Consider the following 26,445-nt stretch of genomic DNA (forward strand, 5'->3'; position numbering starts at 1 on the left):
GTCACTTCTCCGTCCTGGTCGTGGCCGCGCCGCGCTCGGGCGCGGGCAGCAGTTGCCGGCGTACGAAGAACCCGAGCATCCGCTGGAAGAAGAGGGCGTCCAGGGCCGGTGGGGGTGCCGGGTCGGGCGCCATCGTCCGCAGGACGTTGCCGCAGTCGGCACGGGGAGTCCGCCGGTCGGCCACCTCCCCGAGCATGGCCATCAGCGGCGCCAGGGCGTTGTCGTCGCCCTCCCGGTCCACCTGCTCGACGAGCGCCGCACGCCACTCGTCGAAGGGCACGCTGCGCAGGGGATACCCGAACTCCCTGATCCGCTCGAAGATGTGGTTCCACTGGAGCGGCTGCGGGTCGATGGTGTGGAACGTCCGGTTCCGGGATTCCGGCCGCTGGGAGAGTCCGACGACCTGCCGGGCCAGGTGGTCGACCGTGCCGACGGGCAGCGCGTACGCGCGCAGCGGTGCGAGCCCCAGCTGGACACATCCCTGAATGACTTTGGTGATGTAGTCCTCGCTGTTGGCGGCGCCGTTGCGGCTGTCGCACAGCACCCCGCCCGCGCGGTAGACGGACACCGGGATCCCACGCTCCCGGGCGATGCCGACCAGACCTTCCGCCACCCATTTGCTCTGGCTGTACCCGGTGTCGTGGCCGACCGGGGCGGGCAGCGGGTCGTCCTCTCGCAGGACGTCCCGCTCGCCGTTCATCGCACCGGCGAGAACCGCCAGCGTGGAGATGTGATGCACGGGCTTGAGGCGCGTCCGGGCGGCCAGCCGCAGGATCTCCTGGGTGCCGAGCACGTTGGCCGGCTTCAGGGCACGGTAGGGGCGGACGAAGTTGACCCACGCACCGCAGTGGTAGATGGCGCCCACCTGTGCGGCCAGCTCGTCGAAGCCGTCCGGTGTCAGGCCGAGCAGCGGCCTGGCCAGGTCGCCGGTCACCACGCGCAGCCGGTTCGCGGGCGCCGCCAGCCCGTACGAGTCCAGCGTGGAGCGGACCCGTTCGAGTCCCTCCGCCTCGTCAACGGCCCGTACCAGGCACAGGACCGTGGCATCGGTACGTTCCAGCAGCTCGGCGCAGAGGAAGGCGCCGACGAACCCGGTGGCACCCGTGAGCAGCACGGTCCTCGCCGGGCGGTCGTGCGGAGCGGGCAGATCGCCCGCCCGGATGTCGTCGTCCAGCCGTACCTCGTCCTCCAGGACCGGGCCGGTGGGGACGGCAAGGGCGTCCGTTCGGCCCAGCGCCCGGTCGACCAAGGCGGCCAGCGCCGCCACCGTCGGCGCGCTCAGCACGTCCCGGGCGGCGAGACCGGTGACGCCCATGCGCCGCAGCTGGCGGGTCGCCTGCGTCACCATCAGCGAGTGCGCGCCCAGATCGAAGACATCGTCGTCCACTCCGATCCGGTCGACACCGAGCAGGCTGCACCAGATGTCGGCGACCTGCCGTTCCGTCTCGGTGCGTGGAGCCGCCTGCCCGTCGGCGTCGTGCTCGGCCGCCTCCGGTGCCGCGTCCTCCATGTCCGGCTCAGGCTCGGTGCACGGTCGGGTCCGCCCCGCCTCGACCCAGTGCCGCTCGCCCTTGAACGGATAGGTGGGCAGGCTCACCCGGCGCGGGGCGGCCTCGCCGTGGAAGGCGTTCCAGTCGACGGAGACACCCTGCTGCCACAACCGGCCGACGGCGGTGACCAGGTGGGCCAGGTCAGGCGTCGGGTCGCGCGGCAGCCCCATCGTCGAGACCACGACCGGGGCCGGCGCCATCCGCTGGACGGTGGCCAGCGACGTCAGCGCCTTGCCCGGGCCGACCTCCAGCAGCACGCGGCCGGACCGGTCGAGAACACTGCGGACCCCGTCGGCGAACCGCACCGGCCGACGCAGATGCTGCGCCCAGTATGTGGCGGACGTGGCCTCCACCGGGGTGATCCAGGTGCCGGTGACGCCGGAGACGAAGGGGATCTCCGGCTTGGACAGCGTGAGTTGCTCGACCTCGCGGGTGAAGCCCTCCAGGTAGGGGTCGACCATCCACGAGTGGCTGGCCACCGGCACGCTCACCTTGCGGCAGTCGATGTCCCGCGCGCGCAGGTTGGTGAGCAGCGCCGCAATGTCCTCGTCCGGCCCCGCGACCACCGTCAGATCGGGTGCGTTGACCGCCGAGACCGACACCCGGTCGGACAGCAGGGGCAGCAGTTCCTCTTCGGGCAGCTGTACGACGAGCATCCGGCCCGGTGGCATCTTCGCGAACAGCTCGCCCCGGGCGAGGGTGATGTCGAGCGCGCCCGGGAGGGTGAACACCCCGGCGAGGCAGGCGGCGACGTACTCGCCGAGGCTGTGGCCGATCATCGCCACCGGGCGTATGCCCCAGGCCATCAGCTGACGTGCCAGGGCGTACTCGATGGTGAACAGCGCGGACACCACGCCGGCCCCCTGGCCGCGTCCCATGGTGGCGGCGCCTCCGGCGATTTCCTTGCCGCTCAGCGGGGTGAAGGCGGCCGGGAGGAGCAGCCTGCGCAGGTCGAAGCCGAGCCTCGGCGCCAACAGTTCGGCGCACTGGTCCACCTCGGTGCGGAACACCTTCTCCGAGCGGTAGATGTCGAGGCCCATGTTCGGGTGCTGCATGCCGCCGCCGGGGAAGGCGAAGACCGCCTCGTGCCTTCCGTCCGGCGCTGCCTTGGTGACGAGCCGGTCCGGTTCCTCGCCGCGCAGCGCGCGCACCGCGTCGGCGGTGTCCGTGCAGACCGTGAACCTGCGTACCCCGAAGTCCCGTCGGCCGTCCTGCAGTGTGAACGCCACGTCGGCGACGGTCCGGGACGGAACGGCGCGCTCGAGGTGGGCGGCCAGCCGTTCGGTCATGGCGTCCACCGTGGTCCGGTCGCGTCCGGAGACGGGCAGCAACTGCCACTCCCGCGGCTGTGCCGGTGGGCGTTCGCCGACCGGGACCGGTGCCTGTTCGATGACGACGTGGGCGTTGGTGCCGCCCACTCCGAACGAGCTCACCCCGGCCCGCCGCGGTCCGTTCGCCGGCCGCCAGTCGCGGGCGGCGTCCGGCACGTAGAACGGTGTGCGTTCCAGCCGGAGTTCGGGGTTGAGCCGGGTGAAGTTCGCGGTGGGCGGGATCTGCGCGTGATGCACGGCGAGGGCGGCCCGCATGAGTCCGGCGGCGCCGGCCGCCGCGTCCAGGTGCCCGATGTTGGCCTTGACCGAGCCCAGCGCGCACCGGGCCACGGCGTCGTCGGACAGCTGGAAGGCCTGTGTCAGCGCGGTGACCTCTATCGGGTCACCCACCTGGGTGGCGGTGCCGTGCGCCTCCAGATAGCCGATCGTGGAGGGGGCGACGTCGGCGACGGCCAGTGCCGAAGCGATCACCCGGGCCTGGCCGTCGACGCTGGGGGCGGCGAACCCCGCCTTCATCGAACCATCGTTGTTGACCGCGGAACCCCGGATCACGGCGTAGACGTGGTCACGGTCGGCCAGCGCCTCGGACAGCCTGCGCAGCACGAGCACCACGGCGCCATTGCCCGGCACCGTACCCGAGGCCCGCGCATCGAACGGGCGGCAGCGGCCGTCGTGGCTGAAGAGCCCGCTGTCCGCGACCGGGTAGCCGGCCTTCAGCGGCACGTTGACCGCCACGCCGCCGGCCAGCGCGACATCGCACTCGTAGCCGAGCAGCGACTGACAGGCCAGGTGGGTGGCGACCAGCGAGGTCGAGCAGGCCGTCTGCACCGTGCAGGCCGGGCCGGTCAGGTCGAGCAGATGGGCGACCCGGGTGGCGAGGAAGTCCTTGTCGTTGAACATCCGCGCCGCCGGGGCCATCGGCGAGCGCAGGAAACGCCGGTTGGTGTTCAGGTTCTGGGCCATGTACTTGTTCATGAACGCGCCCCCGAACACGCCGACGGTGCCGTCGAAGCGTGCCGGGTCGTGGCCGAAGTCCTCCATGGCCGCCCAGGCGGTCTCGCAGAAGACGCGCTGCTGGGGGTCCATCGTCTCGGCCTCGGCCGCGGTGAAGCCGAAGAAGGAGGCGTCGAAGTGGTCGGCGCCCTCCAGGTGACCGGAGGCGGGAACGTAGTCGGGATCGGCCAGCGTCTCCTCGTCGATGCCCGCGGCCGCCAGTTCCTCCCGGCCGAACCAGCTGATCGACTCCACTGCGTCGCGCATGTTGCGCCAGAAGTCCTCGACCGTCCTGGCCCCGGGTACCCGGCAGGCCATTCCGACGATGGCCACCGGCTCGACGCCGTCCAGTTCCTCGCCGCCCGTCATGCCCCGTTCCGTTCCGCTCGTCGCTTCGCCTGCCGGGCGAGCGCGTCGGCCCGCCTGCCCGCCGCCCTGCGCGCCCGGTCCAGTCCGTCGCGGGCCGCCGCGTCCGCGGCGCCCGCCGTGTCGAACGCGGCGACCAGAGCCCGCGCCGTGGGGTACCGGAAGATGTCCACGAGGGACAGCCGTTCGCCGAGCACGGGTTGCAACCGCGCCCTGGCCTGCACCGCGAGCAGCGAGTTGCCGCCCGCCTCGAAGAAGTTGTCGTCCATGCCGATCCGCTCCACGAGCAGCACCCCGGCAAGCGCCTCGGCCACCCGGCGTTCCCGGTCGTTGCCCGGCGGCCGGTAGACGGCGGCCGGCCGGTTCTCCAGTGCGGGCAGCCTCTTGCGGTCCACCTTGCCGTTGGCCGTCATCGGCAGGGCGTCGAGGAACACGACGTCCGCCGGAACCATGTAGTCCGGCAGCGACTTGGCGCCGAACGCCCGCAGGGCCGCGGCGGTCAGGGCGTCCGGTCCGTGCGGGACGGGCACGCAGTAGGCGACGAGGCGGCTGTATCCGCCGTCACCGCGCACCGTGACGACGACGCCGCGCACCCCCGGATGCGCGCCCAGGGTGTTCTCGATCTCGCCGAGTTCGATGCGGTGGCCGAGGACCTTGACCTGGTGGTCCAGGCGGCCGAGGAACTCCAGCTCACCGTCGCCGCGCCGCCGCACCAGGTCACCGGTGCGGTAGAGCCGGGCCCCTGGCTCCGCGGAGAACGGGTCCGGGATGAAGCGTTCGGCGGTGAGCGCCGGCCGGCCGAGATAGCCGCGCGCTACACCGGGGCCACCCAGGAGCAGTTCCCCGGGGACGTTGGCGGCGGTCGGCCGCTGATGGGCGTCGACGACGTAGGCCCGTACGTTGGCCAGCGGCCGCCCGATCGTCACCGGCTTCGCCGGCCCGGGGGCACCCACCGGCGCCGTGGTCGCCCAGACCGTCGCCTCGGTGGGGCCGTACATGTTGTGCGCCCTGCCGGGAAGCAGTGCCGCCAGCCGCTCGGCAAGCGGGGCGGGCAGCGCCTCGCCGCCGACCAGCAGCCGGTCCAGCCCGGTCAGGGCGGCCGCGGCCTCCTCGTCCTCGGCGAGCAGCCCCGCCACCGAGGGCGTGCACTGCAGATGGGTGACCCCGTGCCGTACGAGCTGTGCCGCGACGGGCTCGTCGGCCTCGGCGGCGCGCCGCCGGGCCTCGCTCAGCTCGCGTGCCGTCGCAAGGTGTTCCAGGGAGGCGAGCACCCGCTCGTGCTCGACGCCGAAGTCGATGAGGCAGGCGACCTCGTCGACCTCGATCGACTTGAGCCGGTCGATCACGTCGGCGCAGTGCTCCGGTGTGCCGAGCAGACCCGACGTCTCGAAGAACCGGTCGAAGGCCTGCGCGACGAGGAGGTCGAGCTCCTCCTCGGGCAGGGTGCGCAGATCGATGTCCCGCCCCATGGCCTGGCCGAGACCGGTCAGCAGGTCGAAGGAGGACTTGATGTACGTGCACAGGGGCTCGCGCACCGTCTCCCGCACCTCGTCGGTGTCGGTGCCGACGAAGGTGTGGAGCATGACCGTCACCTGGCCGTCGCCGGGGTGCCCGGCCCGGCGCCAGGCCTCCCGGTACAGCTGGATCTTCTCCGCGAGCTGCTCGACGCTGTGCCCGAGGAGGTGGGTCAGCAGGCCCGCGCCGCTCTCTCCGGCGAGCTGAAAGGTCTCCGGGCTGCGCGCGCTGGTGACCCACACGGGCAGTTCGTCCTGCACCGGCGCCGGGAAGACACGTACGTCCGTCTCGGTGTCGGCACCGTTGCGGCGGTGTACGGTCTCGCCCCGCCACAGCCGGCGCACCTCGTCGAGGCCGCTCATCATGGCCTTCTTGCGGTCGGCGTAGGCGTCGGGGGCGAGCACGAAGTCGTCCGGCTGCCAGCCGGAGGCGATCGAGACGCCGACGCGCCCGTGGGAGATGTTGTCCACCACGGACCACTCCTCGGCCACCCGGAGCGGATCGTGCAGCGGCAGCACGACGCTGCCCGCCCGTACGGCCACGCGCTCGGTGATCGCCGCGATCGCGGACGCGGTGACCGACGGGTTCGGGTACAGACCGCCGAACTCGTGGAAGTGCCGCTCCGGTGTCCACACCGCCGAGAACCCGTTGCGGTCGGCGAAGCGGGCGCCCTCGATCAGCAGCCGGTAGGCGTCGCCCGGTTCGCCTCCCCGGTCGCCGCCGAAGTAGAACAGGCTCAGGTCGACCGGACGTGCCTGCGCGGCGGCGGTGACGGCCGGGCCGGTGCCCGGCGCACGGGGTTCGTCGCCGCGGACGACCACGCGGTAGCCGTGTGCCAGCGTCCACAGCAGCTCCAGCACCGAGATGTCGAAGGACATGCTGGTGACGGCGAGCCAGGTGCCGGGCGGGTCTGTGCCGAGCACCTTGTCCATGCCGCCGAAGAACGTCTGGACGTTGCGGTGCGAGATCATCACGCCCTTGGGCCTGCCGGTCGAGCCCGAGGTGTAGATGACGTACGCGAGATGCCGCGGCAGGACGGCCCCGGACGGGGCGGGCCCGGACGGGGCGGGCCCGGACGGGGCCGCGTCCCGCTCCGGCGCGTCGAGCAGCAGCGGCGCCGCCGGCAGTTCGGCGATACGGCGGGCCAGGGCCGTGCGCGTCACGATCACCGGCGTGCGCGAGTCCTCGACCATGAACGCGACGCGGTCCGCCGGATAGTCGGGGTCGAGCGGAAGGTAGGCGCCGCCGGCCTTCAGGACGGCGAGCAGGGTGACGACCATGTCGGGCGAGCGGTCCAGGTAGACGCCGACGGGAACGTCCGGGGCGAGGCCGTACGCGCGCAGCCGGGCGGCCAGGGCCTCGGCGCGCCGGTCCAGTTCCCGGTAGGTGATCGCTTCGTGCGGCTGCTGGTCCGCGCCCAGCAGTGCCGGGGCGGCCGGTGTCCGGGCGGCCTGCCGGGCGATCAGTTCGTGCACCAGCACGTCCGGCACGGGCTCGGCGGGCGGGTTCCAGTCCGTCAGGACGTGGCGGGTCTCGTCGGGGGACAGCACGGGCAGATGCCGCAGCGGGGTGTCCGGGGCGGCGACGGCCGCGGCGAGGACGGCGCCGAACTGGTCGCCGATCGATCGCGCCGTGTCCCCCTCGAAGAGGTCGGTGCTGTACTCCAAGCGGGCCGACAGCCGGTCGCCGGTACGGGTCAGGCTCAGCGTCACGTCGAACTTCGCGGTCTCGGTGTCGCCCGGCACCAGCCGTACCTCGCACCCCGGCAGGACCAGTCCGTCCGCGTCACCCTCGTGGTAGCTGAACATGAGCTGGAAGAGCGGGTTGTGGGCCGGGGCGCGGCTGGGCTGGAGCTCCTCGACCAGCTTCTCGAAGGGCAGTTCCTGCTGCGCGACCGCGGCCCGGCTCTCGTCCCGGGCGCGATCCACGAGCTGTCTGAAGGTCGGCTCCCCGGTGACGTCGACGCGCTGCACCACGGTGTTGGTGAAGAAACCGATGAGCGGCTGCAGGGCGGCCTTGGTCCGTCCCGCCACGGGCGATCCGACTATCACCTCGTCACCGCCGGTCCGGGAGTGCACCACGGCGGCGAACGCGGCCAGCAGCACCGCGAACGGCGTGGCGCCGGCGGAGCGGGCCAGCTCGCCCACCTCGCGGGTGACCTCGGGGCCGATGGAGAAATCCAGATGGGCACCGCGGTGGCTCTGCGTGGGCGGCCTCGGACGGTCCGCGGGCAGCGTCGCGAGGGCCGGGGCCCCGGCGAGCCGCTCCCGCCAGTACCCCAGCATCTCCTCCAGCGGCTCCCCCACGAGCCGGGCCGTCTGGTCCTCGGCGAAGGCCGTGTACTGGACCTCCAGGGGTGCGAGTTCCGGCTCCCGGCCGGCCGTGAACGCCCCGTACAGCTCGGACAGTTCGCGGCCGAGGACACCGAGCGACCAACCGTCACAGGCGATGTGGTGCAGGCTCAGGCAGAACCAGTGCTCATCGGGCGCGAGCCGCAGCAGCAGGGGCCGTACGGGCAGGTCCGAGGCCAGGTCGAACGGCCGGGCGGCCTCGGTCCGGCTCTCCCGCTCCGCCTCGGCCGCCGGGTCGGGCAGGTCGGACAGATCACGGACCGGGATGGTCACCGGCTCCGCCGCCCGGACGAACTGGCGCGGTGCGCCGTCCACCGACCGGTAGACCGTACGCAGCACGTGGTGCCGGCGGATCGTCCGGCCGAGCGCGTACTCCAGGGCGGCGGCGTCCAGCGGGCCACTGATCCGGTAGATGAGGGGGACGACGTAGACGGCGCCGGACGGGTCGAGCTGGTCGAGGAACCACAGGCGCTGCTGGGGATAGGAGAGGGGGTGGTGGCGCTCCGCGATACGCCGCTTGAGCCGCTCGGCGAGCTGGGCCCGCCGGTCGTCGGCAGTGCCGCCGGAGAGAGTGCCGTCCGTCATCGTTCGACCTCGTTCTCAGCCATGTCACGCAAGAGTGCGTTCACCTCGTCGTCGGAGAGTTCGTCGATCCGGTCGAGCAGTTCCTCGTCGGTTTCGGCCCTTCGGACGGTGCGGTCGGCCGCGGGCGGCGTGCGGTCGCCGTCGGCGGACGCTCGCGCGGCGTCCACCGCGCGGGCGAGGCGCTCGACGGTCGGTGCGCCGAGGAAGTCGCGCAACGGCACGTCGACGACGAACTGTTCGTTGACCCTGCTCATCAGGCGCATCGCCAGCAGCGAGTTCCCGCCGCACCTGAAGAAGTCGTCCGTCACCCCGACCCCGGGGACAGCGAGCATCTCCGCGAGGAGGTCGGCCAGCGTCCGTTCGGTCGCGGTGCGCGGGGCCACGTGGCCGTCGGGCGCAGGCCGGCTGTCCTCGAGCGCCGGCAGCGCGGCTCGATCGACCTTGCCGCTGGGGGTCAGGGGCATCGCCGCCACCTCGGCATAGGCCGCGGGCAGCAGATACGGGGGCAGCGTCCGGGCCAGGAAGTGCCGGAGCTCTTCCGGGGAGGGTGCGGTGCCGCCCGGCGCGGGCGCGACGTGGGCGACCAGCCGCCGGCCGGACGGGGCGTCTTCGACGACGACGGCGGCCTGGCCGACGCCGGGGTGGGCGCTGAGCGCCGTCTCCACTTCCCCCGGCTCGATCCGGAAGCCGCGGATCTTGACCTGGTTGTCCGCCCGGCCGAGGAACTCCACCGTTCCGTCGGGGCGGTGGCGCACCACGTCGCCCGTGCGGTACATCCGCGCTCCGCCACCGGCGTAGGGGTCGGGCAGGAACCGCTCGGCGGTGAGCCGAGGGCGGTTGGCGTAACCGCGGGCCACTCCCGGTCCGCCGATGTACAGCTCGCCGGGCACGCCGACCGGCAAGGGCCGCAGGTAGGGGTCGAGCACGTAGGCCGTGGTGTTGGCGATGGGCCGGCCGATGGGCACCGTGGTCGCGTCGTCCGGGAGTTCCTCGATCGGATGGCACACCGCGAACGTCGTGGTCTCGGTGGGCCCGTAGCCGTTGAGCAGCCGGAGCGGGCGGTCGGTGGCGGGGGCGTCCAGCAGTTGCCGTATCCGGCTCACGTTCAGCACATCGCCGCCGACCAGCAGATGTGTCAACCCCGCGAAGGTGGCTGGGTTCTGGGTCATGACCTCGGTGAACAGCGCCGAGGTGAGGAACATGCTGGTGATGCGGTGCTCGCTCAGCGCCCGCGCAAGCCCGCCGGGAGTGAGGAGCTGATCGGTGTCGACCACGAACAGCGCGCCGCCGTGCAACAGCGCTCCCCACAGTTCGAAGGTGAGGGCGTCGAAGGAGGCGTCGGCGACCTGGGCGAATCGTTCGTCGGGCCCGAAGGAGACGTAGTCGGTGCCGCACACCAGCCTGAGGACCGAGCGGTGTTCGACCATCACGCCCTTGGGCCTGCCGGTGGAGCCGGAGGTGAACAGGATGTACGCGAGGCTGTCGGGTGCGGCCTGCGGGTCCGGCGCGTGGGCGGGGGCGGCGGCCAGTTCCTCGGCCACCTCGTCCAGGACCAGCGTCCGGGCCGCCCTCTGGGCCAGCCGCCCCCGCAGGTCCGAGCGCGTCACCACGAGCGGCGCGGCGACGTCGTCGAGCATCGCGGTGAGACGCTCCGCCGGATAGCCGGGGTCCAGCGGTACGTATCCCCCGCCGGCCTTCAGGACCGCCAGCAGCGCGATCACCATCTCGTCGCCGCGTTCGAGCAGTACGCCGACGGGCACGTCCCTGCCGACGCCGCGCGCCCGCAGCAGCTGGGCCAGGCGGTTGGCCCGCTCCTCCACCTCCGCGTAGGTGTGGGACGTCGCTCCGCTGACGAGCGCCGTCGCGTCCGGCCGGGCGGCCGCCCGCTCGGCGAAGAGCTCGGGGACGGTGCGGTCGTGCGGGAACGGCGTCGCCGCTCCCCGCGACATCCGGAGAACGTCGGCGAGTTCGTCGTCGGTGAGCAGCGGGAGCCGCTCGCAGGGGAGCGCGGGGGCGTCGACGGCCGCGTCGAGGAGGGTCGTGTAGTGCCGGACCATCCGGCGCATGGTCTCGGGGTCGAAGAGGCCGGTGGCGTACTCCCAGATCAGGGTGATGGCCGCGTCGTCGTCATCGACTCCGTGCCCGGCGCGCTGTTCGGCGCGCGGGATGACCACCACGTTGATGTCGGTCTTGGCGGAGTCGTTGTGCAGCTCCAGCACGGAGCCGCGGATGCCCAGGAAGTCCAGGTCCGGGATCTGCGAGTCGTGGAAGCTGAACATGACCTGGAACAGCGGGTTGCGGGCGGGGTCGCGGGGCAGGGCCAGCGCGTCGACGAGCCGGTCCAGCGGCACGTCCTGCCATTCGTGGGCCCGTCCCACGGTGTCGTGGACGCGCCGGACCAGCGCGTCGAAGTCCGGCCGCCCGGACAGATCGATGCGCAGCGGCACGGTGTTGACGACCATGCCCATCATCTGTTCGATCTCGGTGAGCCGCCGGTTGGCGACCCCGGTGCCGACGACCACGTCGTGCTGACGGCTGTAGCGCGACATCACCGCCGAGAACCCGGCGAGCATCGTGGAGTAGAGGGTGGTGCCGCGGGAGCGGCTGTAGGCGCGCAGCTTGCGGCACAGTTCCCCGGGCAGGTCAACGCGCACCGAGAAGCCCTCGAAGCCCTGGACGACCGGGCGCGGACGGTCCGTGGGCAGTTCCAACGCGGCCGGTATGCCATGCAGTTCCCTGGTCCAGTGCGCCAGGTACGCCTCCAGGGCGTCGCCGCGCAGCCACTCCCGCTGCCACAGCGCGAAGTCGGAGTAGCCGATGGCCGGCTCGGGCAGCGGCGACGGCTCGCTCCGCGCCAGACTCGGGTAGAGGTCCTGCAGTTCACGCAGGAAGAGCGCGTACGACCAGCCGTCGTGGACCAGATGGTGTTCGACGTGCACGAGCGTGTGGTCGTCCTCGCCGTGCCGGATCAGCGCCCAGCGGACCAGCGGCGGCGTGGCGAGGTCGAAGGGGGCCCGCACGGTCTCGCGGATGATGTCGGCGGCGCGTTTCTCGGCGTCGTCCAGGCCGGTCAGGTCGTGCAGCGGCAGCAGGACCGGTGCCGTCGGCTGCGGGAACTGCATGGGTTGGCCGTCGACCTCGCGGAAGGCGGTACGGAACACCTCGTGGCGGCGCACGATCTCGGTGAGGGTGGCGTGCAGCGCGTCGACGTCGAGCGGGCCGTGCAGCCGTATGGTGGCCTGGGCGTTGTACGCGAGGTTGCCGGGCGCGAGTTTCTCCAGGAACCAGATGCGTTCCTGAGGGAAGGACAGCGGCACGGGTGTGTCCCGGTCCGCGCGTGCCCCGGACCGGATCGGTGGCACGGCCGGTCCGGCGGCGGCCGAGTCGATCAGGCGGGCCATCTCCGCCACGGTGCGTGCCTCGAACAGACGGCGCAGGGGAAGCTCACGGCCGAGCTCCGAGCGCACCCGGGCGGCCAGTCGTCCCGCGAGCAGGGAGTGGCCGCCGAGGGCGAAGAAGTCGTCGTCGGCGCCGACGGAGTCGAGGGACAGCAGGTCGGCCAGCATGGCGGCGAGGGCCCGCTCGGTGGGGGTGCGGGGCTCCGCGCGGTCGGAGGGCGCGCGGGATCCGCTGGGAGGCGCGGGCAGCCGCTCCCGGTCGATCTTGCCGCTCGGTGTCAGCGGCATCCGCTCCAGGGGCACGACGACGGCCGGGACCATGTGTTCCGGGAGGCGCTCGGCGAGATGGGTCCGCAGCTCCGCGGGGTCCAGGCCGGTGCCCGTGGCGTAGGCGACGAGCCGTGGCCCGGCGCCGTCGTCGCGCGGGACCACCACGGCGTCGGTGACCCGGGCGTGCTCGGCCAGCCGCCGGGCGATCTCGTCCGGTTCGATGCGGAAGCCACGGATCTTGACCTGGTGGTCCAGGCGGCCCAGGAACTCCAGTGAGCCGTCCGCCCGCTCGAGCACGCGGTCACCTGTGCGGTAGAACCGGGCCCCGGGCTCGGCCGAGCCGGGGTCGGGGACGAACCGCTCCGCGGTCAGGCGCGGCCGGCCGAGGTAGCCCCGCGCCACGCCCGCGCCGCCGATGAGCAACTCGCCGGCCGTGCCCGGGGGCACCGGTCGCAGCGACTCGTCGACGACCAGGGTGCGGGCGCCGTGGATGGCCGTGCCGATGGAGGGCTTGCCACCGCCGGGAGTCAGCTCGGCGACCGTGGCCCAAACGGTCGTCTCGGTGGGCCCGTACGCGTTGAACATACGGCGTCCGGGCAGCCACTGCTCCACCAGGTGTTCCGGCAGCGCCTCCCCGGCGCACACCAGGACCGCCAGGTCGTCCAGCGTGGTCTCGGGCAGTGTGGCCAGCACGGAGGGCGGCAGCGTGAGATGGGTGATGCGGCGGTCGCGCAGGAAGTCCGCGAGGCCGGGGCCGGGCGCGATGTCGTCGCGCGGCGCCAGCACCAGGGTGGCGGACGCGTACAGGGCCATCGTCATCTCGAAGACCGAGGCGTCGAAGCTGGTCGGCGCGAACTGCAGCACCCGGCCGTCCGGTTCGACGCCGAAGGTGTCGACCTGCGCGCGGGCCAGATGGGCCAGTCCGCGATGGGTGAGGGCGACGCCCTTGGGACGGCCGGTGGACCCCGAGGTGTAGATCACGTAGGCGAGTTGGTCCGGTGTGGGCCGCGGCCACGGACGCCCGGCGCCGGGCGTCCTGGGCGCGGCCGGGCCCAGGTCGGGTCCGACGATCTCCAAACCGTCGTACGCCGGGACGCTCGCGGTGTCGGCGTCGGCGACGAGCAACCGGAGCCCGGAGTCGGCGATCATGTAGCGGAGCCGATCGGCCGGATAGGCGGGGTCGAGCGGGAGCCAGGCCGCACCGGCGCGCAGGATGCCGAGCACCGCCGTCGGCAGGTGGAGCGAGGGTCTCGCCGCGACCCCGACCACGGTGTCCCGGCCGACACCCCTGCCGATGAGCTCCGCGGCCAGCCGGGCCGATCTGTCGTCCAATTCACGGTACGACATGCACTGGTCACCGAACTCGACTGCGATGGCCTCCGGTGTCGCCGCAACATTCCGGTCGAATATCTCACTGAACAGCGGAGTCGTCTCAGGCATTTCTACTGGGCTCCCCGATAGCACTCGACCTGCCGTGACCGAATTGACCTTCCTGGCATATCCCGCGCAAGATCGCTCAGCGCGTCGGAGTGAAACTCCACCGCACGGTCTCCGCTGATTCGATGACCAGTCGCGAGGACTCGCCGAACCGGAATTCCCCGGGGATCGAGGGGTCGTACGCCTCAGGGTTCAGACCGATCTCGATTTCCTTTACGCGTTCCATACCGTCGCCGGTCTCCAACCGCACCGTGAGACCCGGGCCGCGCAGTTCCCGTAGCACTCCGGGAGCGGTTTCGGCGCCGACATAGCCGAAGACCGCGAGCACGTCGGCGAGGCGTCGGCCGCGCTCCGCGCCGACCGAGAGCGTCACCCCGGTGACGTCCCTCATCAGCCCCTTTCCGCCCGCCGCGGCCCCGAGCGCCGCGTCCAGGTAGCTCTTGCGGGACAGCCTCCCGTCCGGTTCGGGGCGTGCGCCGAGGGACTGGAAGTACTCGGGCGTCACCTCGTTGAGGAAGAGCAGCAGCGGGCTGGCCTCACCCAGGTCGACGCTGATCAGGTGGTACCAGGGCTGCTGCTCGTTGGTGCCCTCCACCGTGCGACGCACCAGGTCGTGGTGGTACCTGACCTCGCCCGCCGCGTCCAGCAGGGCGCGGGCACGCTCGGCCGAGCCCGGCTCCTCGAAGGAGAACACCAGGCCGCCGGTGAGCGGTGAGGCACTGGGCATGTCGCTGCCGAACAACTCGATCAAGGTGTTCTCGCCGGCCACTCCGAGGGTGGAGTACTGCCCGGCGACGGAGCTCTCGGCCTCCTTGCGCTTGATCCTCCCGAAGCGCTCCGCCAGGAATCCACTGGACGACACGTCGCGGTGCGCGGCGCCGTCGAGCAGCACCATGACGTGGTCGAGGCGAGGAACCGGCCTTCCACTCGCTGCGGATCCACTGGTCACGCGTATGCTCCGATCCCGTCCGAATTGGTTGTCCGACGAACAGAGGAACGTCGACGCGCATCGCATTAACGCGGTTGTCCTCGGCGGACTCCTGCGCCAGGAGTCTTGCACCCGCCGCCCCGGGTAAGGCACCAGGGGATTCCCTGGGCACCCTGAGGGAGTCCCTGGGGTACACCCTGTACCGCCCATATCTCCCTTGACACTCCGTCGGTCCCACGACAACCATTGGCATTCGAGCAATGTCATCAATGCGAGATCGCGGTTGCCGGCAATCGGAGTCCATTGCGATGCCGTCGGCAGGACGCCCGACGAGTCGAACTGACTTAGGAGTGTCGTGCACATCGAAATTCTTGGCACCGTCTGCGTCACGGTGGGCGGTCAGGAACGTGAAATCCGCTCGAACAAGGTACGTGCCATGTTCGCCACTCTGGCGCTGGAACCCGGTCGGGCGATCTCCCATCTCGAACTCGCCGACGAGCTGTGGTCCGGCCAGCCGCTCGGCAACGTGCACAACGCACTCCAGGCGCACGCCGCACGCCTGCGGAAGATCCTCGAGGGGCCCTCCCGGGGCCGCGCGGCCGGAACCGTGCTGCGTGCGGTGCACAACGGCTACGTACTGGACATCCCTCACGAGTCCGTGGACGGCAACCGATTCCTCGACCTCGCGGCACGGGGCTCGGCCGCCTTGCGCCACGACCCCTGCCAGGCGATCGAACTCCTGGAGTCGGGCCTGCGGTTGTGGCGTGGACCGGCTCTGCTGGACGCCGGGGACGGCCTGCGGTGCAAGGCGGCCGCCGCGCTGTTCGACGAGCGCCGGCTCACCCTGTGGGAAGACCTTGTCAGCGCCAGACTGGCCGTCGGCGATGTCCGCCAGGCAGCCGCCGAACTGCGCCCGCTCGTCGCCCAGCACCCCCTGAACGAACACCTCTGCGCCCAGCTGATGACCGCTCTGTACCGCTCGGGACGCCAGGGCGAGGCACTGACCCTCTACCACCGCACCCGTCGTCGGCTGGACGAGGACCTGGGTGTACAGCCGGGCCTGTTCCTGCAGCAGCGCTACGCCGAGATCCTCGCCCAGGACCCCGCGCTCACGCTGACCGGGATCACCGAGCCCTCGTCCATCGGCCGGATCGCATGACCAGGGTGAGCCCGCCGGGCATCCCCGACGTGCCGGCGGGCGGCCTCCGGTGACCCCGGCGGCGATACTCGCCGGCATCGGCGGCTGCCTGCCGCCCCGCGCGGTGTCCAACGACGAGATCGCCGCGGTGTCCGGTGGCTCCGACGAGTGGATACGATCCCGGACCGGCATCCGCCGGCGGTACTTCGCCGCGCCCGGAACGGCCACCTCCGACCTGGCGGTCGGGGCCGGTGAGCGGGCGCTCGCACACTCGGGCAACCCTCATGTGGACACCGTCGTCGTGGCGACGACCACGCCCGACCGGCTCTGTCCGGCGACCGCTCCCACGGTGGCGACCCGGCTCGGGCTGTCGGGCGCGGCGGCGTTCGACGTCGCCGCCGTGTGCACGGGTTTCGTCTACGGTCTCGCCACCGCCGCCGGACTGATCGCGTCCGGCGCGTCCACCCGCGCCCTGGTCATCGGGGCGGACACGTTCTCCAGCATTCTCGACCCGACGGACCGGACGACTTCGGCGATCTTCGGTGACGGCGCGGGCGCGGTCGTCCTGCGCGCCGGGGAGCCCGACGAACAGGGTGTCATCGGCCCGTTCGACCTCGGCAGCGACGGTGCCGGCCGCGATCTCATCACCGTGCGCGCCGACGGTTCGCAGCAGCGCCTGTCCGGGCTGCCCGCCGAGGCCGCGGACCGCTACTTCGCGATGGCCGGCAAGGAGGTCTTCCGGCACGCGGTGCAACGCATGGCCAAGTCCTCGACCACGGTGCTCGACCGGGCGGGCTGGCGCACCTCCGACATCGACTGGCTGGTCGCCCACCAGGCCAACGCGAGGATCCTCATCCGGCTCGCCGACGAACTCGACATCCCCGGCGAGCGCGCCGTCAGCAACATCGCCGAGGTCGGCAACACGGCGGCCGCGTCCATCCCGCTGGCCCTCCACCACGCGCACACCAGCGGCATGCTGCGCCCAGGTGACCAGGTCCTGCTCACCGCCTTCGGCGGGGGCCTCACCTGGGGCTCGTCCGTACTGACCTGGCCGGGCGACGGCCATGCATGACACGGGGTGCGGCGCCGGGCCGCCGGCCCGTGCCCACCATCGCAGGACACCACCGTTCGAAAGGGAATCGTCATGACAGCCATGTACGACAAGCTCGTCGACATTCTGGTCAACCGTTTCGAGGTCGAACGCTCGGAGATCAAACCGGATGCGACCTTCGAGGACCTGGAGATGGACTCGCTCTTCCTCGTGGAGCTGCTGCTGGTGGTGGAGAAGGACCTGGGCGTGAAGGTCAGCGACGACGCCGCGTCGCCCCGCGACACCATCGGGCGGGCGGCCGAGGTGATCGAGGAGCAGGCGGCCGCGGCGACGACGTCATGAGTTCTCCTCCCGTCGCCGTCACGGGGCTCGGCCTGGTCACCGCGGCGGGCATCGGCGCCGAGGCGAGCTGGCGAGGCGTGTGCGAGGCCCGGCCGACAGCCAGACGCGATCCCTCCCTCCAGGGCCTTCCGGTCGACATCTCCTCCACCGTCCCGGAGTTCAGCGCGGCCAAGCATGTCGGGCGCCGCAGCACCCTCGTGCACGACAGGTTCGTCCAGCTGGCCATCGTCGCCGCGCGGGAGGCCGTCGCCGACTCCGGGCTCGACCCGAAGACGTGGGACGGGGCGCGCGTCGGCGTCGTCGTGGGCTGCGGGCTCGGTGGCGTCTCGACCTGGGAGCGGCAGCACCGGACCCTGCTCTCCGAGGGGCCGGACTCGGTCTCCGCGCTGCTGATCCCCCTGCTGGTGCCGAACATGGTCGCGGGTCATCTCGCGATGGAGTTCGGTGCCCGCGGACCCAACTTCGTGACCGCGACGGCCTGCGCCTCCGGCGCAACCGCGATCGGGGTCGCGACCCAACTGCTCCACGACGACCAGTGCGACGTGGTGATCACCGGCGGCAGCGAGGCCGGGGTGAGTCCGCTGATCGTCACCGGATTCGCGCGGATGGGGGCGCTGTCCCGGCGGCTGGACGAACCGGCCACCGCGTCCCGCCCGTTCGACGTGGACCGCGACGGCTTCGTCATCGGGGAGGGAAGCGGCGTACTGGTCCTGGAACGGGAGGCGGACGCGCGGGCCCGCGGGGCGCGGGCCCGCGCCCGGATCGCGGGGTACGGGGCCTCGGCCGACGCCCATCACATGACGGCCCCGGATCCATCGGGTGTCAGCGCCCGCCGGGCCCTGGAGACGGCGCTGGCTTCGGCCGGCGTATCGCCGGGCGACGTCGACCACGTCAACGCGCACGGCACCTCGACACCGCTGAACGACGCGGCCGAGTCCAAGGTTGTGCGCGAACTGCTGGGCGCCCGTGCGACGGTGACGTCCGCGAAGGGCGTGGTCGGGCACTCCCTCGGTGCGGCGGGCGCGATCGAGGCGGCGCTGACCGTGCTCACCCTGGAGAACCAGACCGTGCCGCCGACGGCCAATCTGGAGAACCTGGACCCGGCGATCGAGCTGGACGTCGTCGCGAAGGCTCCTCGTGCCCAGCGTATCGAGGTGGCGGTGAGCAACTCGTTCGGCTTCGGCGGTCAGAACGCGGTACTCGTCCTCGCCTCGGTGTAGCAACAGCCCCCCTCTCACCTCTGTCCAACGCCCCGTCAACGGAGGTCGGCCCGTGGCCGAATCACTCAGCAACGGTCCCTTCGACATCATCGTCGTGGGCGCCGGCTCCGCCGGTTGCGTGGTAGCGCGACGCCTGGTGGACCAAGGCGCGAACGTCCTGCTCCTGGAAGCCGGCGGCCCGGCCACCAACCCGGCCATCGACGACCCGCTGCGCTTCGGCGAACTCTGGTTCGGCGAGCAGGACTGGGCGTACCTCACCACACCGCAGCAGCACGCGGCCGGCCGCAGACTGCACTGGCCACGCGGCCGGGTGCTGGGCGGGTCCAGCGCGCTCAACGCGTTGATCTACGCCCGGGGCGCGGCGCTGGACTACGACCACTGGGCCTACCTCGGCAATGACGGCTGGTCCTGGCGGGACGTGCTGCCGGTCTTCCGGAGCATCGAGGACTACGACACGGGGGCGGACGACCTGCACGGCTCGGGCGGCCCCCTGCCGGTGCTCACCAAGTACGAGGCCGACCCAATCCACGAGGCGCTGATCCAGGCGGCCCAGGAGACCGGCATCCCCTGTCAGGCGGACTACAACTCGGGTAGCCCCGAGGGCATTTCGAAGATCCAGTTCACCATTGCCGACGGCCGCCGGTGCAGCGCCGCCGCGGCCTATCTCGACCCGGTCGCCCATCTGCCCGGCCTCACCGTGGTCACCGGGGCCCGGGTGCGCCGCGTACTCCTCAGGGGCAGCCGGTGCGTGGGCGTGGAGTGGCTGCGGGAGGGGCACGCGGAGCAAGCCACCGCCGGGGCGGAGGTGGTGATCAGCGCGGGCGCGATCGAGTCGCCCCGGCTGCTGATGCTGTCCGGCATCGGCCCGACCGCCGAGTTGCGCTCCCTGGGAATCGACCCGGTCGCCCATCTCCCGGGCGTCGGCCAGAACCTGCACGACCACGTCCTGGCACCCGTCATCTTCGGCACGGAGCGCCCCGTGGGCCGGCCCTCGCCGGGCCTCGGCCCCGCTCAGACACATCTGTTCTGGCACAGTCGGCCCGGACTGCCGGTGCCGGACCTCCAGCCCCTGCACTTCCCGGTTCCGATGTACCAGCCGGGGATGACGGGGCCGCGCAACGGCTTCACCCTGCAGGCCGGGATCGTCCGGCCCACCGCGCGCGGGTCGATCCGGCTCACCGGTGCGCGACCGGAGGACGAGCTGCTCATCGACCCCGGCACCCTGCGTACGGGGGCGGACCTGGACAGTCTGGCGGCCGCCGCGGTGTTGTGCCGGAACATCGGACGCTCCTCGGTCCTGCGTGAGGAGTGGGGCGCCCTCGAGCTGTACCCGGGCCCCGACGTGGGCGAAGCGGCCGACGACACGGAGCTGCGCGACTATCTGCGGGCCACGGTGACGACGTATCACCACCCGTCGGGCACCTGCAAGATGGGGGTGACCGCCGACGCCGTCGTCGATCCGCGGCTGCGGGTGTACGGCATCGAGGGGCTTCGGGTCGCCGACGCCTCCGTCTTCCCGGCGATCACCACGGGCAACACCCATGCGCCGGCGCTGCTGGTCGGGGAGCAGATCTCCCGGTTCATCGCGGCCGACCACGGCACGGCCTGGGCCAACCGGGACGCTGGACCCGCCGCTTGACGCGCCGGTCCCGGAGCCGGGACGGCTCTCACCCGGGGCTTTCAGAGGTCTCCCGGGCCGGGGCCGCCCCGAGTTCGCGGGGCGCGTGCCGCTCCACGAACTCTTCGAGCTCTGCCGCCGTCAGCTCCATGGGCGGTACGACGACGAGCCGGTCCACGCCGAGTTCGGCGTAGGCCCTGACCGTGGCCACATCCAGCGGCCGGGCCGGGGCCACGGAGATCTTGAGCGGTCTGTCCTGCCGTCCGGCGCGGTCGGAGAGCTCCGTGAGCGTGCGCACCTGTTCCGCGGTGGAGCGCAGGCCGACGAGATAGCCGAACCATTCGTCGCCGTGAGCGACCGCGCGCCGATGCGCCGGGGCGCTGTGTCCGCCGATCACCAGCGGCACCCGGCGCTGCAGGGGCCGCGGGCGGGCGTCGATGTCCTCGAAGTCGGCGTGGGAGCCGTGGAAGACGGGCTTGTCCGAGTACCACAGCGCGCTGATGGCCCGGAGGTATTCGTCCGCCCGTGCGCCCCGCCCGGCCATGGGGACGCCCACCGCGCTCATCTCGGGCTCCAGATAGCCGACGCCGGCCCCGAAGAGCAGGCGGCCCCCGCTGATCACGTCCAGGCTGGCCAGTTGCTTGGCCAGAACGACCGGGTTCCGCTGGGGAAGGACGACGCAGCCGGTGCCGAGCCTGATCCGCTCCGTGTGGGAGGCCAGGTGCGTCAGGGCCACGACGGGATCGAGGAGCGGGGTGTCGGGCTCCAGCGGGGAGTCCTCGGTACGAGGGCGGGGCAGGACGACATGGTCGGCCACCCACAGCGATTCGTAGCCGAGTTCTTCGGCCCGCCGGGCGATGCGGGCCGAGACCGCCGGATCCGCCGCGGCGTTCATGTTCATCCCGAACAGGCCGACGGTCGGAGTGAGTGCTGCCATGCCGGTCATGTTAGCCATGCCCGGCGACCCCCGCCCTTTCGGCCGTCGCGCCGCTCTGCCGGGCGAGGAACCTCTCGACCACGGTGCGGAAACGGGTGGGTTCCTCGATGTGCGGCATATGGCTCGACTCCTCGAAGAGGACCCACTCGGCCCCGGGCACACCGCGTTGGATCTCCTCCACCGCGCGGGGCGTCACCTCGTCGTACCGCCCGGACACGAGCAGCACGGGGACCCGCACCCGGTCGAGCCGGTCACGGATGTCCCAGCTCCGCAGGGTTCCGGTCATGGTGAACTCGCTCGGCCCCATCATGGCCTCGTACACCGCGGGGTTGGTTCCCAAGTACTGCAGGGTGCGGAGGAGCTCGTCCGGCACGGGACGGGCGCGGCACACATGGCGTCCGTAGAAGGCCCGTACCGCCGTCTGGTACTCCGGTGAACCGGTGGTCCCGGCCGCCTCATGGCGCTCGATCGGCTCCCGTACGTCCGGGGGCAGTTCGCGCAGCAGCCGGGAGACCTCCTCACGGTAGGTCGACGAGGACGCGAATCCGTCGGCGACGACGATCGATCGCAGCCCCGGTTGCCGCAGGACGGCCAGTTCGAGCGCCAGCGTCCCGCCCCATGAATGCCCCAGTACGTGGTAGTCGTCGGCAATGCCCAAGTGGGCGACGAGCAGCCGGAGTTCGTCGAGGAACAGCTCGGGCGTCCAGAATTCGGCGGGCACTCCTGCGTGGTGCTCCGAGCGCCCGTTGCCGAGTTGGTCGTACAGCACGCAGGTCCACCCCGCACGCGCGAGGTCGGCGACCGAGGTGAGGTAGTCGTGGGTGAGGCCCGGACCGCCGTGGCAGATCACCAGCGGAGGCCGGCCGGAGCCGTGGCCGGGCGGGCCGACGACGCGGTACCACGTCCTGTGCCCCTGCCACTCCATCACACCCTCGGTCGCGGTCACGCCGTCCAGTGCCGTCAAAGCCGCCTCCAGGTCCTCGGATCACCGCCCCGCACCATCGGTGAGTGGGCACACGTGGCGCATGGTCGCCGTGCCGGCTGACGGCCCGCTGACACCTCACTGACCGCTCCCCGGAACGGGGCGGATTCCGGCCGCGGGTCAGCGTCCCGTCAGTCACCGGTCAGCGCACCCCGCCAGGCTGATCCCCGACCGGTGACAGGCAGCCCTCGCGCGCCAGGTCACGCGACACAGTGCGATGCCGTAGGAGGCAGACCCTTGAGCGATGTGCAACCGCCCCAGGCAACGGAGATCGCGGCGGCAGTCAGGCAGGTCCTCGGCGACTCGCTCGGCTACCTCTACCCCGCCGCACTGCGCGTGGCCCTGCGCCACGACATCGCCGACCACCTCACCGACGGACCCAAAACCAGCCAACAACTCGCCGAACTCACCGGCACCCACGCCCCCTCCCTCCACCGCATCCTCCGCTTCCTCGCCACCCGCGGCATCTTCGAAGAAGACGACAACGCCACCTTCCACCTCACCCCCGCCGCACACGTCCTGCGCACCGACGTCCCCTACTCCGTCCGCTCCACAGCCCTGCTGCTGACGGACGAGATGTACTGGCAGTCGACCGGACGCCTCGAAGACACCGTCCGCAACGGCACCACCGCCTTCAACGACATCTTCGGCGCGCCCCTCTTCGACTACCTCGACCAGAACGAGGAGAGCGCCCGAACCTTCCACACCGGCATCGCCGATCTGTCGACCATCGAGCAGGGCGGCATCGCGCAGAGCTACGACTTCCCCGAGACCGGCAAGATCGTCGACGTCGGCGGCGGCCCCGGCGGCTTCCTGCGCACGGTGCTCGCCGGCAACCCGGGTCTGCACGGTGTGTTGTACGAGCAGGACGCGGTGCTCCAGCAGCATCAACTCGACGACGAGGCGATCGAGGGGCGCTGGGAGACGGTCGAGGGGGACTTCTTCGACGTCGCGCCCGCCGGTGGCGACATCTACGTCCTCAAACGCGTTCTGCACGACTGGAGCGACGACGACAGCCTCCGGATCCTCCAGGCCGTCCGCAAGGCCATGTCCGACCAGGCCCGGCTCCTGGTCATCGACGCCGTGGTGCCGCCCGGCAACGAGCCGCACGCGGCCAAGCTGTACGACGTGGCGATGATGACCATCTTCGACGGCAAGGAGCGCACCGAGCCGGAGTTCAGGGGACTCCTCACCGCCGCCGGCCTCCGACTGGTCCGGATCATCCCGACTCCGGGCACGGTGTCCATCATCGAAGCCGTGACGGCCTGAGCGACCGTGAGCCACCTGCTCGTGAACAAGACACCGGGAGCCGAACCTTGAGCGATGCGCAACCGCCCCAGGCAACGGAGATCGCGGCGGCAGTCAGGCAGGTCCTCGGCGACTCGCTCGGCTACCTCTACCCCGCCGCACTGCGCGTGGCCCTGCGCCACGACATCGCCGACCACCTCACCGACGGACCCAAAACCAGCCAACAACTCGCCGAACTCACCGGCACCCACGCCCCCTCCCTCCACCGCATCCTCCGCTTCCTCGCCACCCGCGGCATCTTCGAAGAAGACGACAACGCCACCTTCCACCTCACCCCCGCCGCACACGTCCTGCGCACCGACGTCCCCTACTCCGTCCGCTCCACAGCCCTGCTGTTCACGGACGAGATGTACTGGCAGTCAGCCGGACGCCTCGAAGACACCGTCCGCAACGGCACCACCGCCTTCAACGACATCTTCGGCGCCCCCTTCTTCGACCACCTCCCGGGTGACGAGGAGCGCGAGCAGCTGTTCAGCGACGCCATGGACACCATGTCTGCGACGGAGCAGAACGGCATCGTCGCCAGTTACGGCTTCCCGGAGACGGGAACCGTCGTCGATCTCGCCGGCGGTCTGGGCGGCTTCCTCCGCACGGTGCTCGCCGGCAACCCCGGCCTGCACGGCATCCTCTTCGAACGTGAATCCGTCCTCCAGCGGCACAAGTTGGACGAGCCCGTGGTCGAGGGGCGCTGGGAGACCGCCGCGGGGGACTTCTTCGAGCACGTGCCGCCCGGTGCGGACTTCTACGTCCTCAAGCGCATCATCCATGACAAGAGCGACGCCGACGGTCTGCGCATTCTGCGCACCGTGCGCGCCGCCATGACCGAGCGGTCACGCCTCCTGGTCGTCGACCCGGTGCGGCCGCCCGCGGACGTCCCGCCGTCCGTCACCCTCTCCGACATGGTGATGCTGACCGTGTTCGAAGGACGCGAACGCACCGAGCAGGAACTCGAGGAGCTGCTCGCCGCCGCCGACCTCAAGTCGCTCAGGGTCATCCCCACGCCGGGAGCACTGTCCATCGTGGAAGTCGCACCGGTCTGACGTGGGAGTGGCCGATTCCCCCGCCGGGGATGATCTCCGCTGTTACCGTCCAGTGTCGGTTCGTCCCAGCACCTCTCGGAGGCAGGTATGACCCAAGGTGAGACCACGGTGGAGCGCGGCATCGTCGAACCCGGTTACACGCACTTCGACGAGCTCGATTCGATGGGTTTCGTGCACAACTCCCGCTACATGGTTCTCGTGGAGCGGGCGCTGACCACCTTCTGGGCCCGGAAGGGATTCGCGTACACCGACGGGAAGTTCACCCACCCCGACGTGTTCCTGGCCGTGGCCGAGTTCTCGATCAGCTACCGGGCGCCCATTCGCGGTACGGGTGAGATCGGTGTCCATCTCTGGATAGACACGCTCTCCGACTCCAGCGCGGTGTACGGCTTCCGTGTGCTGTCGGCGGACGGGAGCGTCGTGCATGCCGAAGGGCGGCGGGTGCACATCCGGCTCGACCCCAAGACGCTGCGCCCGACGTCCTGGAGCTCCGAGTTCCACGACGTCGCGAAGACCCTGCTCTGAGTCGGAGGACACTGCTCTGAGGCGGGTCGCCGGGTGCCTCGGGGCGAGGGGCGAACATCGGCGGACCTGTCACATCACGGCCCCGGGCTCATCGGCCCGGGGCCGTGGGCATGTCCGCGATGCGTCAGCGGGCCGGTGTCAACGCCGTGTCATCGTCCGGTCAGCCGCCCGGATCACACTGTCCGCGCAGGCTCCCCGGACCGAAGGGCCACGATGACCTCAGAAGCACGGTCCACCCCCGCCACGGCCCCTTCCACGGACGCGACGGACACGCCGGCCGAACCGGTCGCGCGGGTCGGACGCCGGTTCGTGGGCGGCATCGCGCTCGTCGGTCTGGGCATGTGGACGGCGTTGTACACCCCGGTACAGGTGTTACTCGCCCAGCAGTTGGAGACGATCGCCCCGGACGACAAGACGTCGGCACTCGGTCTGGTCACCGGGCTCGGCGGGGTGGTCGCACTGGTCGCCACCCCGCTCGCGGGCGCCCTGTCGGACCGCACCACCTCGCGTTTCGGCCGCCGCAAGCCCTGGCTGGCCGGTGGCGCGCTGGGCGCGGCGCTGGGCCTGGTGGTCCTCGTTCCGCAGACCACGGTGGCAGGCGTCGCCCTCGGCTGGTGTCTGGTGCAGCTGTCGCTCAGCGCGATGCTCGCGGGCCTGGTCGCCGAGGTGCCCGACCATGTCCCCGTCGGGCAGCGCGCCGTCGTGAGCGCGTGGGTGGGAGCCACTCAGCCCCTGGCCGTTGTGCTCGGTACGGTCCTGGTGACCGTCACCGTGAGCGGACCACGTGGCGGTTACCCGTTGGTCGCCGCCGTCGTAGTCCTGTTCGCCCTGCCGTTCGTGTGGTCGGTCGAGGACGCCCGGCTGCCGCGCTCCGCGGTGCCCGCCGTGAGCTGGTCGCGCTTCCTGGCCGGGTTCTGGATCAGCCCTCGTCGTCACCGGGACTTCGCCCTGGCGTGGCTGACGCGGCTGCTCGTGCAGCTCGGCAACGCCACCGGGACGCTGTACCTGCTCTACTTCCTCCGCGACGAGGTGCGCTACGAACAACGGTTTCCCGGGCGGAAAGCGGAACAGGGGCTGCTGACTCTCGTCGTCGTCTACACCATCGGCATCGTGCTCACCGCGTTCATCGGCGGTGTGGTGTCCGACCGGCTCGGCCGGCGCAGGTCGCTGGTCACGGCGTCCGGTGTGGTGATCGCGCTCGGCTCGGCCCTGCTGGCGATCTGGCCGACATGGCCGGCCGCGCTGATGGCCGCAGGCCTGATGGGCCTCGGTTACGGCGTCTACGTCTCGGTGGATCAGGCGCTGATCACCCAAGTGCTGCCCACCGCGAGCGATCGCGGACGGGACCTCGGCGTCATCAACATCGCGAACTCCATCCCGCATGTGCTGGCACCGGCCGTCGCCGCCGTACTGGTGACCCACCTCGGCGGCTACCGGTCACTTTTCGTCTTCACCTCCCTCCTCACCCTGGCCGGGGGCATCCTGGTGCAACGCATCCGCAGCGTGCCCTGACGAGCGGGCCCTTTCCAAGGCGGAGCCGCAGGTGGCGGCAGACGAGTC

The 26,445-nt window shown here is 71.5% G+C and carries 15 protein-coding genes; 9 read left to right on the forward strand and 6 right to left on the reverse strand.

The annotated features are described in order from the left end of the window. Nucleotide 1: 1 nt before the first annotated feature. The 4 genes from ACH4UM_RS08275 to ACH4UM_RS08290 form a co-directional block, all read right to left on the reverse strand. Nucleotides 2-4,243: a type I polyketide synthase gene (locus ACH4UM_RS08275; RefSeq protein WP_398175349.1), complete on the reverse strand. Its 4,242-nt coding sequence runs from the start codon at nt 4,241-4,243 to the stop codon at nt 2-4. Continuing rightward, nucleotides 4,240-8,691: a MupA/Atu3671 family FMN-dependent luciferase-like monooxygenase gene (locus ACH4UM_RS08280; RefSeq protein ID WP_398175351.1), complete on the reverse strand. Its 4,452-nt coding sequence runs from the start codon at nt 8,689-8,691 to the stop codon at nt 4,240-4,242. Before ACH4UM_RS08280 ends, ACH4UM_RS08275 begins: the two co-directional genes overlap by 4 nt. Beyond that, nucleotides 8,688-13,799: an amino acid adenylation domain-containing protein gene (locus tag ACH4UM_RS08285; protein WP_398175353.1), complete on the reverse strand. Its 5,112-nt coding sequence runs from the start codon at nt 13,797-13,799 to the stop codon at nt 8,688-8,690. Before ACH4UM_RS08285 ends, ACH4UM_RS08280 begins: the two co-directional genes overlap by 4 nt. 76 nt (nt 13,800-13,875) lie before the next feature. Next, nucleotides 13,876-14,745, reverse strand: a complete 870-nt coding sequence (locus ACH4UM_RS08290) for a DUF5829 family protein (protein WP_398175355.1) — start codon at nt 14,743-14,745, stop codon at nt 13,876-13,878. Between the two features lie 370 nt (nt 14,746-15,115). On the opposite strand from ACH4UM_RS08290, the gene ACH4UM_RS08295 reads away from it, so the two are divergent. The 5 genes from ACH4UM_RS08295 (at nt 15,116) to ACH4UM_RS08315 (ending at nt 20,114) form a co-directional block, all read left to right on the forward strand. Further along, the gene (locus ACH4UM_RS08295) at nt 15,116-15,883 is read left to right on the forward strand and encodes a BTAD domain-containing putative transcriptional regulator (RefSeq protein ID WP_398175905.1); all 768 of its coding nucleotides are present in this window, start codon (nt 15,116-15,118) and stop codon (nt 15,881-15,883) included. Nucleotides 15,884-15,932: 49 nt separating this feature from the next. Beyond that, nucleotides 15,933-16,934, forward strand: a complete 1,002-nt coding sequence (locus tag ACH4UM_RS08300; RefSeq protein WP_398175357.1) for a beta-ketoacyl-ACP synthase III — start codon at nt 15,933-15,935, stop codon at nt 16,932-16,934. 72 nt (nt 16,935-17,006) lie between these two features. Continuing rightward, on the forward strand, nt 17,007-17,255 hold the full coding sequence (locus ACH4UM_RS08305) for an acyl carrier protein (protein ID WP_398175359.1): 249 nt from the start codon (nt 17,007-17,009) through the stop codon (nt 17,253-17,255). Continuing rightward, nucleotides 17,252-18,475, forward strand: a complete 1,224-nt coding sequence (locus ACH4UM_RS08310) for a beta-ketoacyl-[acyl-carrier-protein] synthase family protein (RefSeq protein WP_398175361.1) — start codon at nt 17,252-17,254, stop codon at nt 18,473-18,475. Before ACH4UM_RS08305 ends, ACH4UM_RS08310 begins: the two co-directional genes overlap by 4 nt. Nucleotides 18,476-18,527: 52 nt before the next feature. Further along, complete coding sequence (locus tag ACH4UM_RS08315; protein ID WP_398175363.1) at nt 18,528-20,114, forward strand: GMC family oxidoreductase; 1,587 nt, start codon at nt 18,528-18,530, stop codon at nt 20,112-20,114. Nucleotides 20,115-20,142: 28 nt separating this feature from the next. Here the strand turns inward: ACH4UM_RS08315 and ACH4UM_RS08320 are convergent, their stop codons facing one another. Continuing rightward, nucleotides 20,143-21,030, reverse strand: a complete 888-nt coding sequence (locus tag ACH4UM_RS08320) for an LLM class F420-dependent oxidoreductase (RefSeq protein WP_398175365.1) — start codon at nt 21,028-21,030, stop codon at nt 20,143-20,145. A 10-nt stretch (nt 21,031-21,040) separates the two neighbouring features. Continuing rightward, nucleotides 21,041-21,994, reverse strand: a complete 954-nt coding sequence (locus tag ACH4UM_RS08325; protein WP_398175367.1) for a proline iminopeptidase-family hydrolase — start codon at nt 21,992-21,994, stop codon at nt 21,041-21,043. A 264-nt stretch (nt 21,995-22,258) separates the two neighbouring features. Here ACH4UM_RS08325 and ACH4UM_RS08330 point away from each other — a divergent pair, with 264 nt between their 5' ends. The 4 genes from ACH4UM_RS08330 to ACH4UM_RS08345 all read left to right on the forward strand — a co-directional run bounded on the left by ACH4UM_RS08330 (nt 22,259) and on the right by ACH4UM_RS08345 (nt 26,397). Then, nucleotides 22,259-23,281, forward strand: a complete 1,023-nt coding sequence (locus ACH4UM_RS08330) for a methyltransferase (RefSeq protein ID WP_398175907.1) — start codon at nt 22,259-22,261, stop codon at nt 23,279-23,281. Nucleotides 23,282-23,328: 47 nt separating this feature from the next. Continuing rightward, nucleotides 23,329-24,360: a methyltransferase gene (locus tag ACH4UM_RS08335; protein WP_398175369.1), complete on the forward strand. Its 1,032-nt coding sequence runs from the start codon at nt 23,329-23,331 to the stop codon at nt 24,358-24,360. Between the two features lie 87 nt (nt 24,361-24,447). Further along, nucleotides 24,448-24,885 carry an acyl-CoA thioesterase gene (locus ACH4UM_RS08340; protein ID WP_398175371.1) on the forward strand — a complete coding sequence of 146 codons (438 nt, stop codon included), beginning with the start codon at nt 24,448-24,450 and terminating at the stop codon, nt 24,883-24,885. 213 nt (nt 24,886-25,098) lie between these two features. After that, nucleotides 25,099-26,397: an MFS transporter gene (locus ACH4UM_RS08345; protein WP_398175373.1), complete on the forward strand. Its 1,299-nt coding sequence runs from the start codon at nt 25,099-25,101 to the stop codon at nt 26,395-26,397. Nucleotides 26,398-26,445 lie beyond the last annotated feature (48 nt).

Origin of the sequence: Streptomyces sp. NPDC020801 (assembly GCF_044334385.1) — a bacterium.
GTDB lineage: Bacteria > Actinomycetota > Actinomycetes > Streptomycetales > Streptomycetaceae > Streptomyces.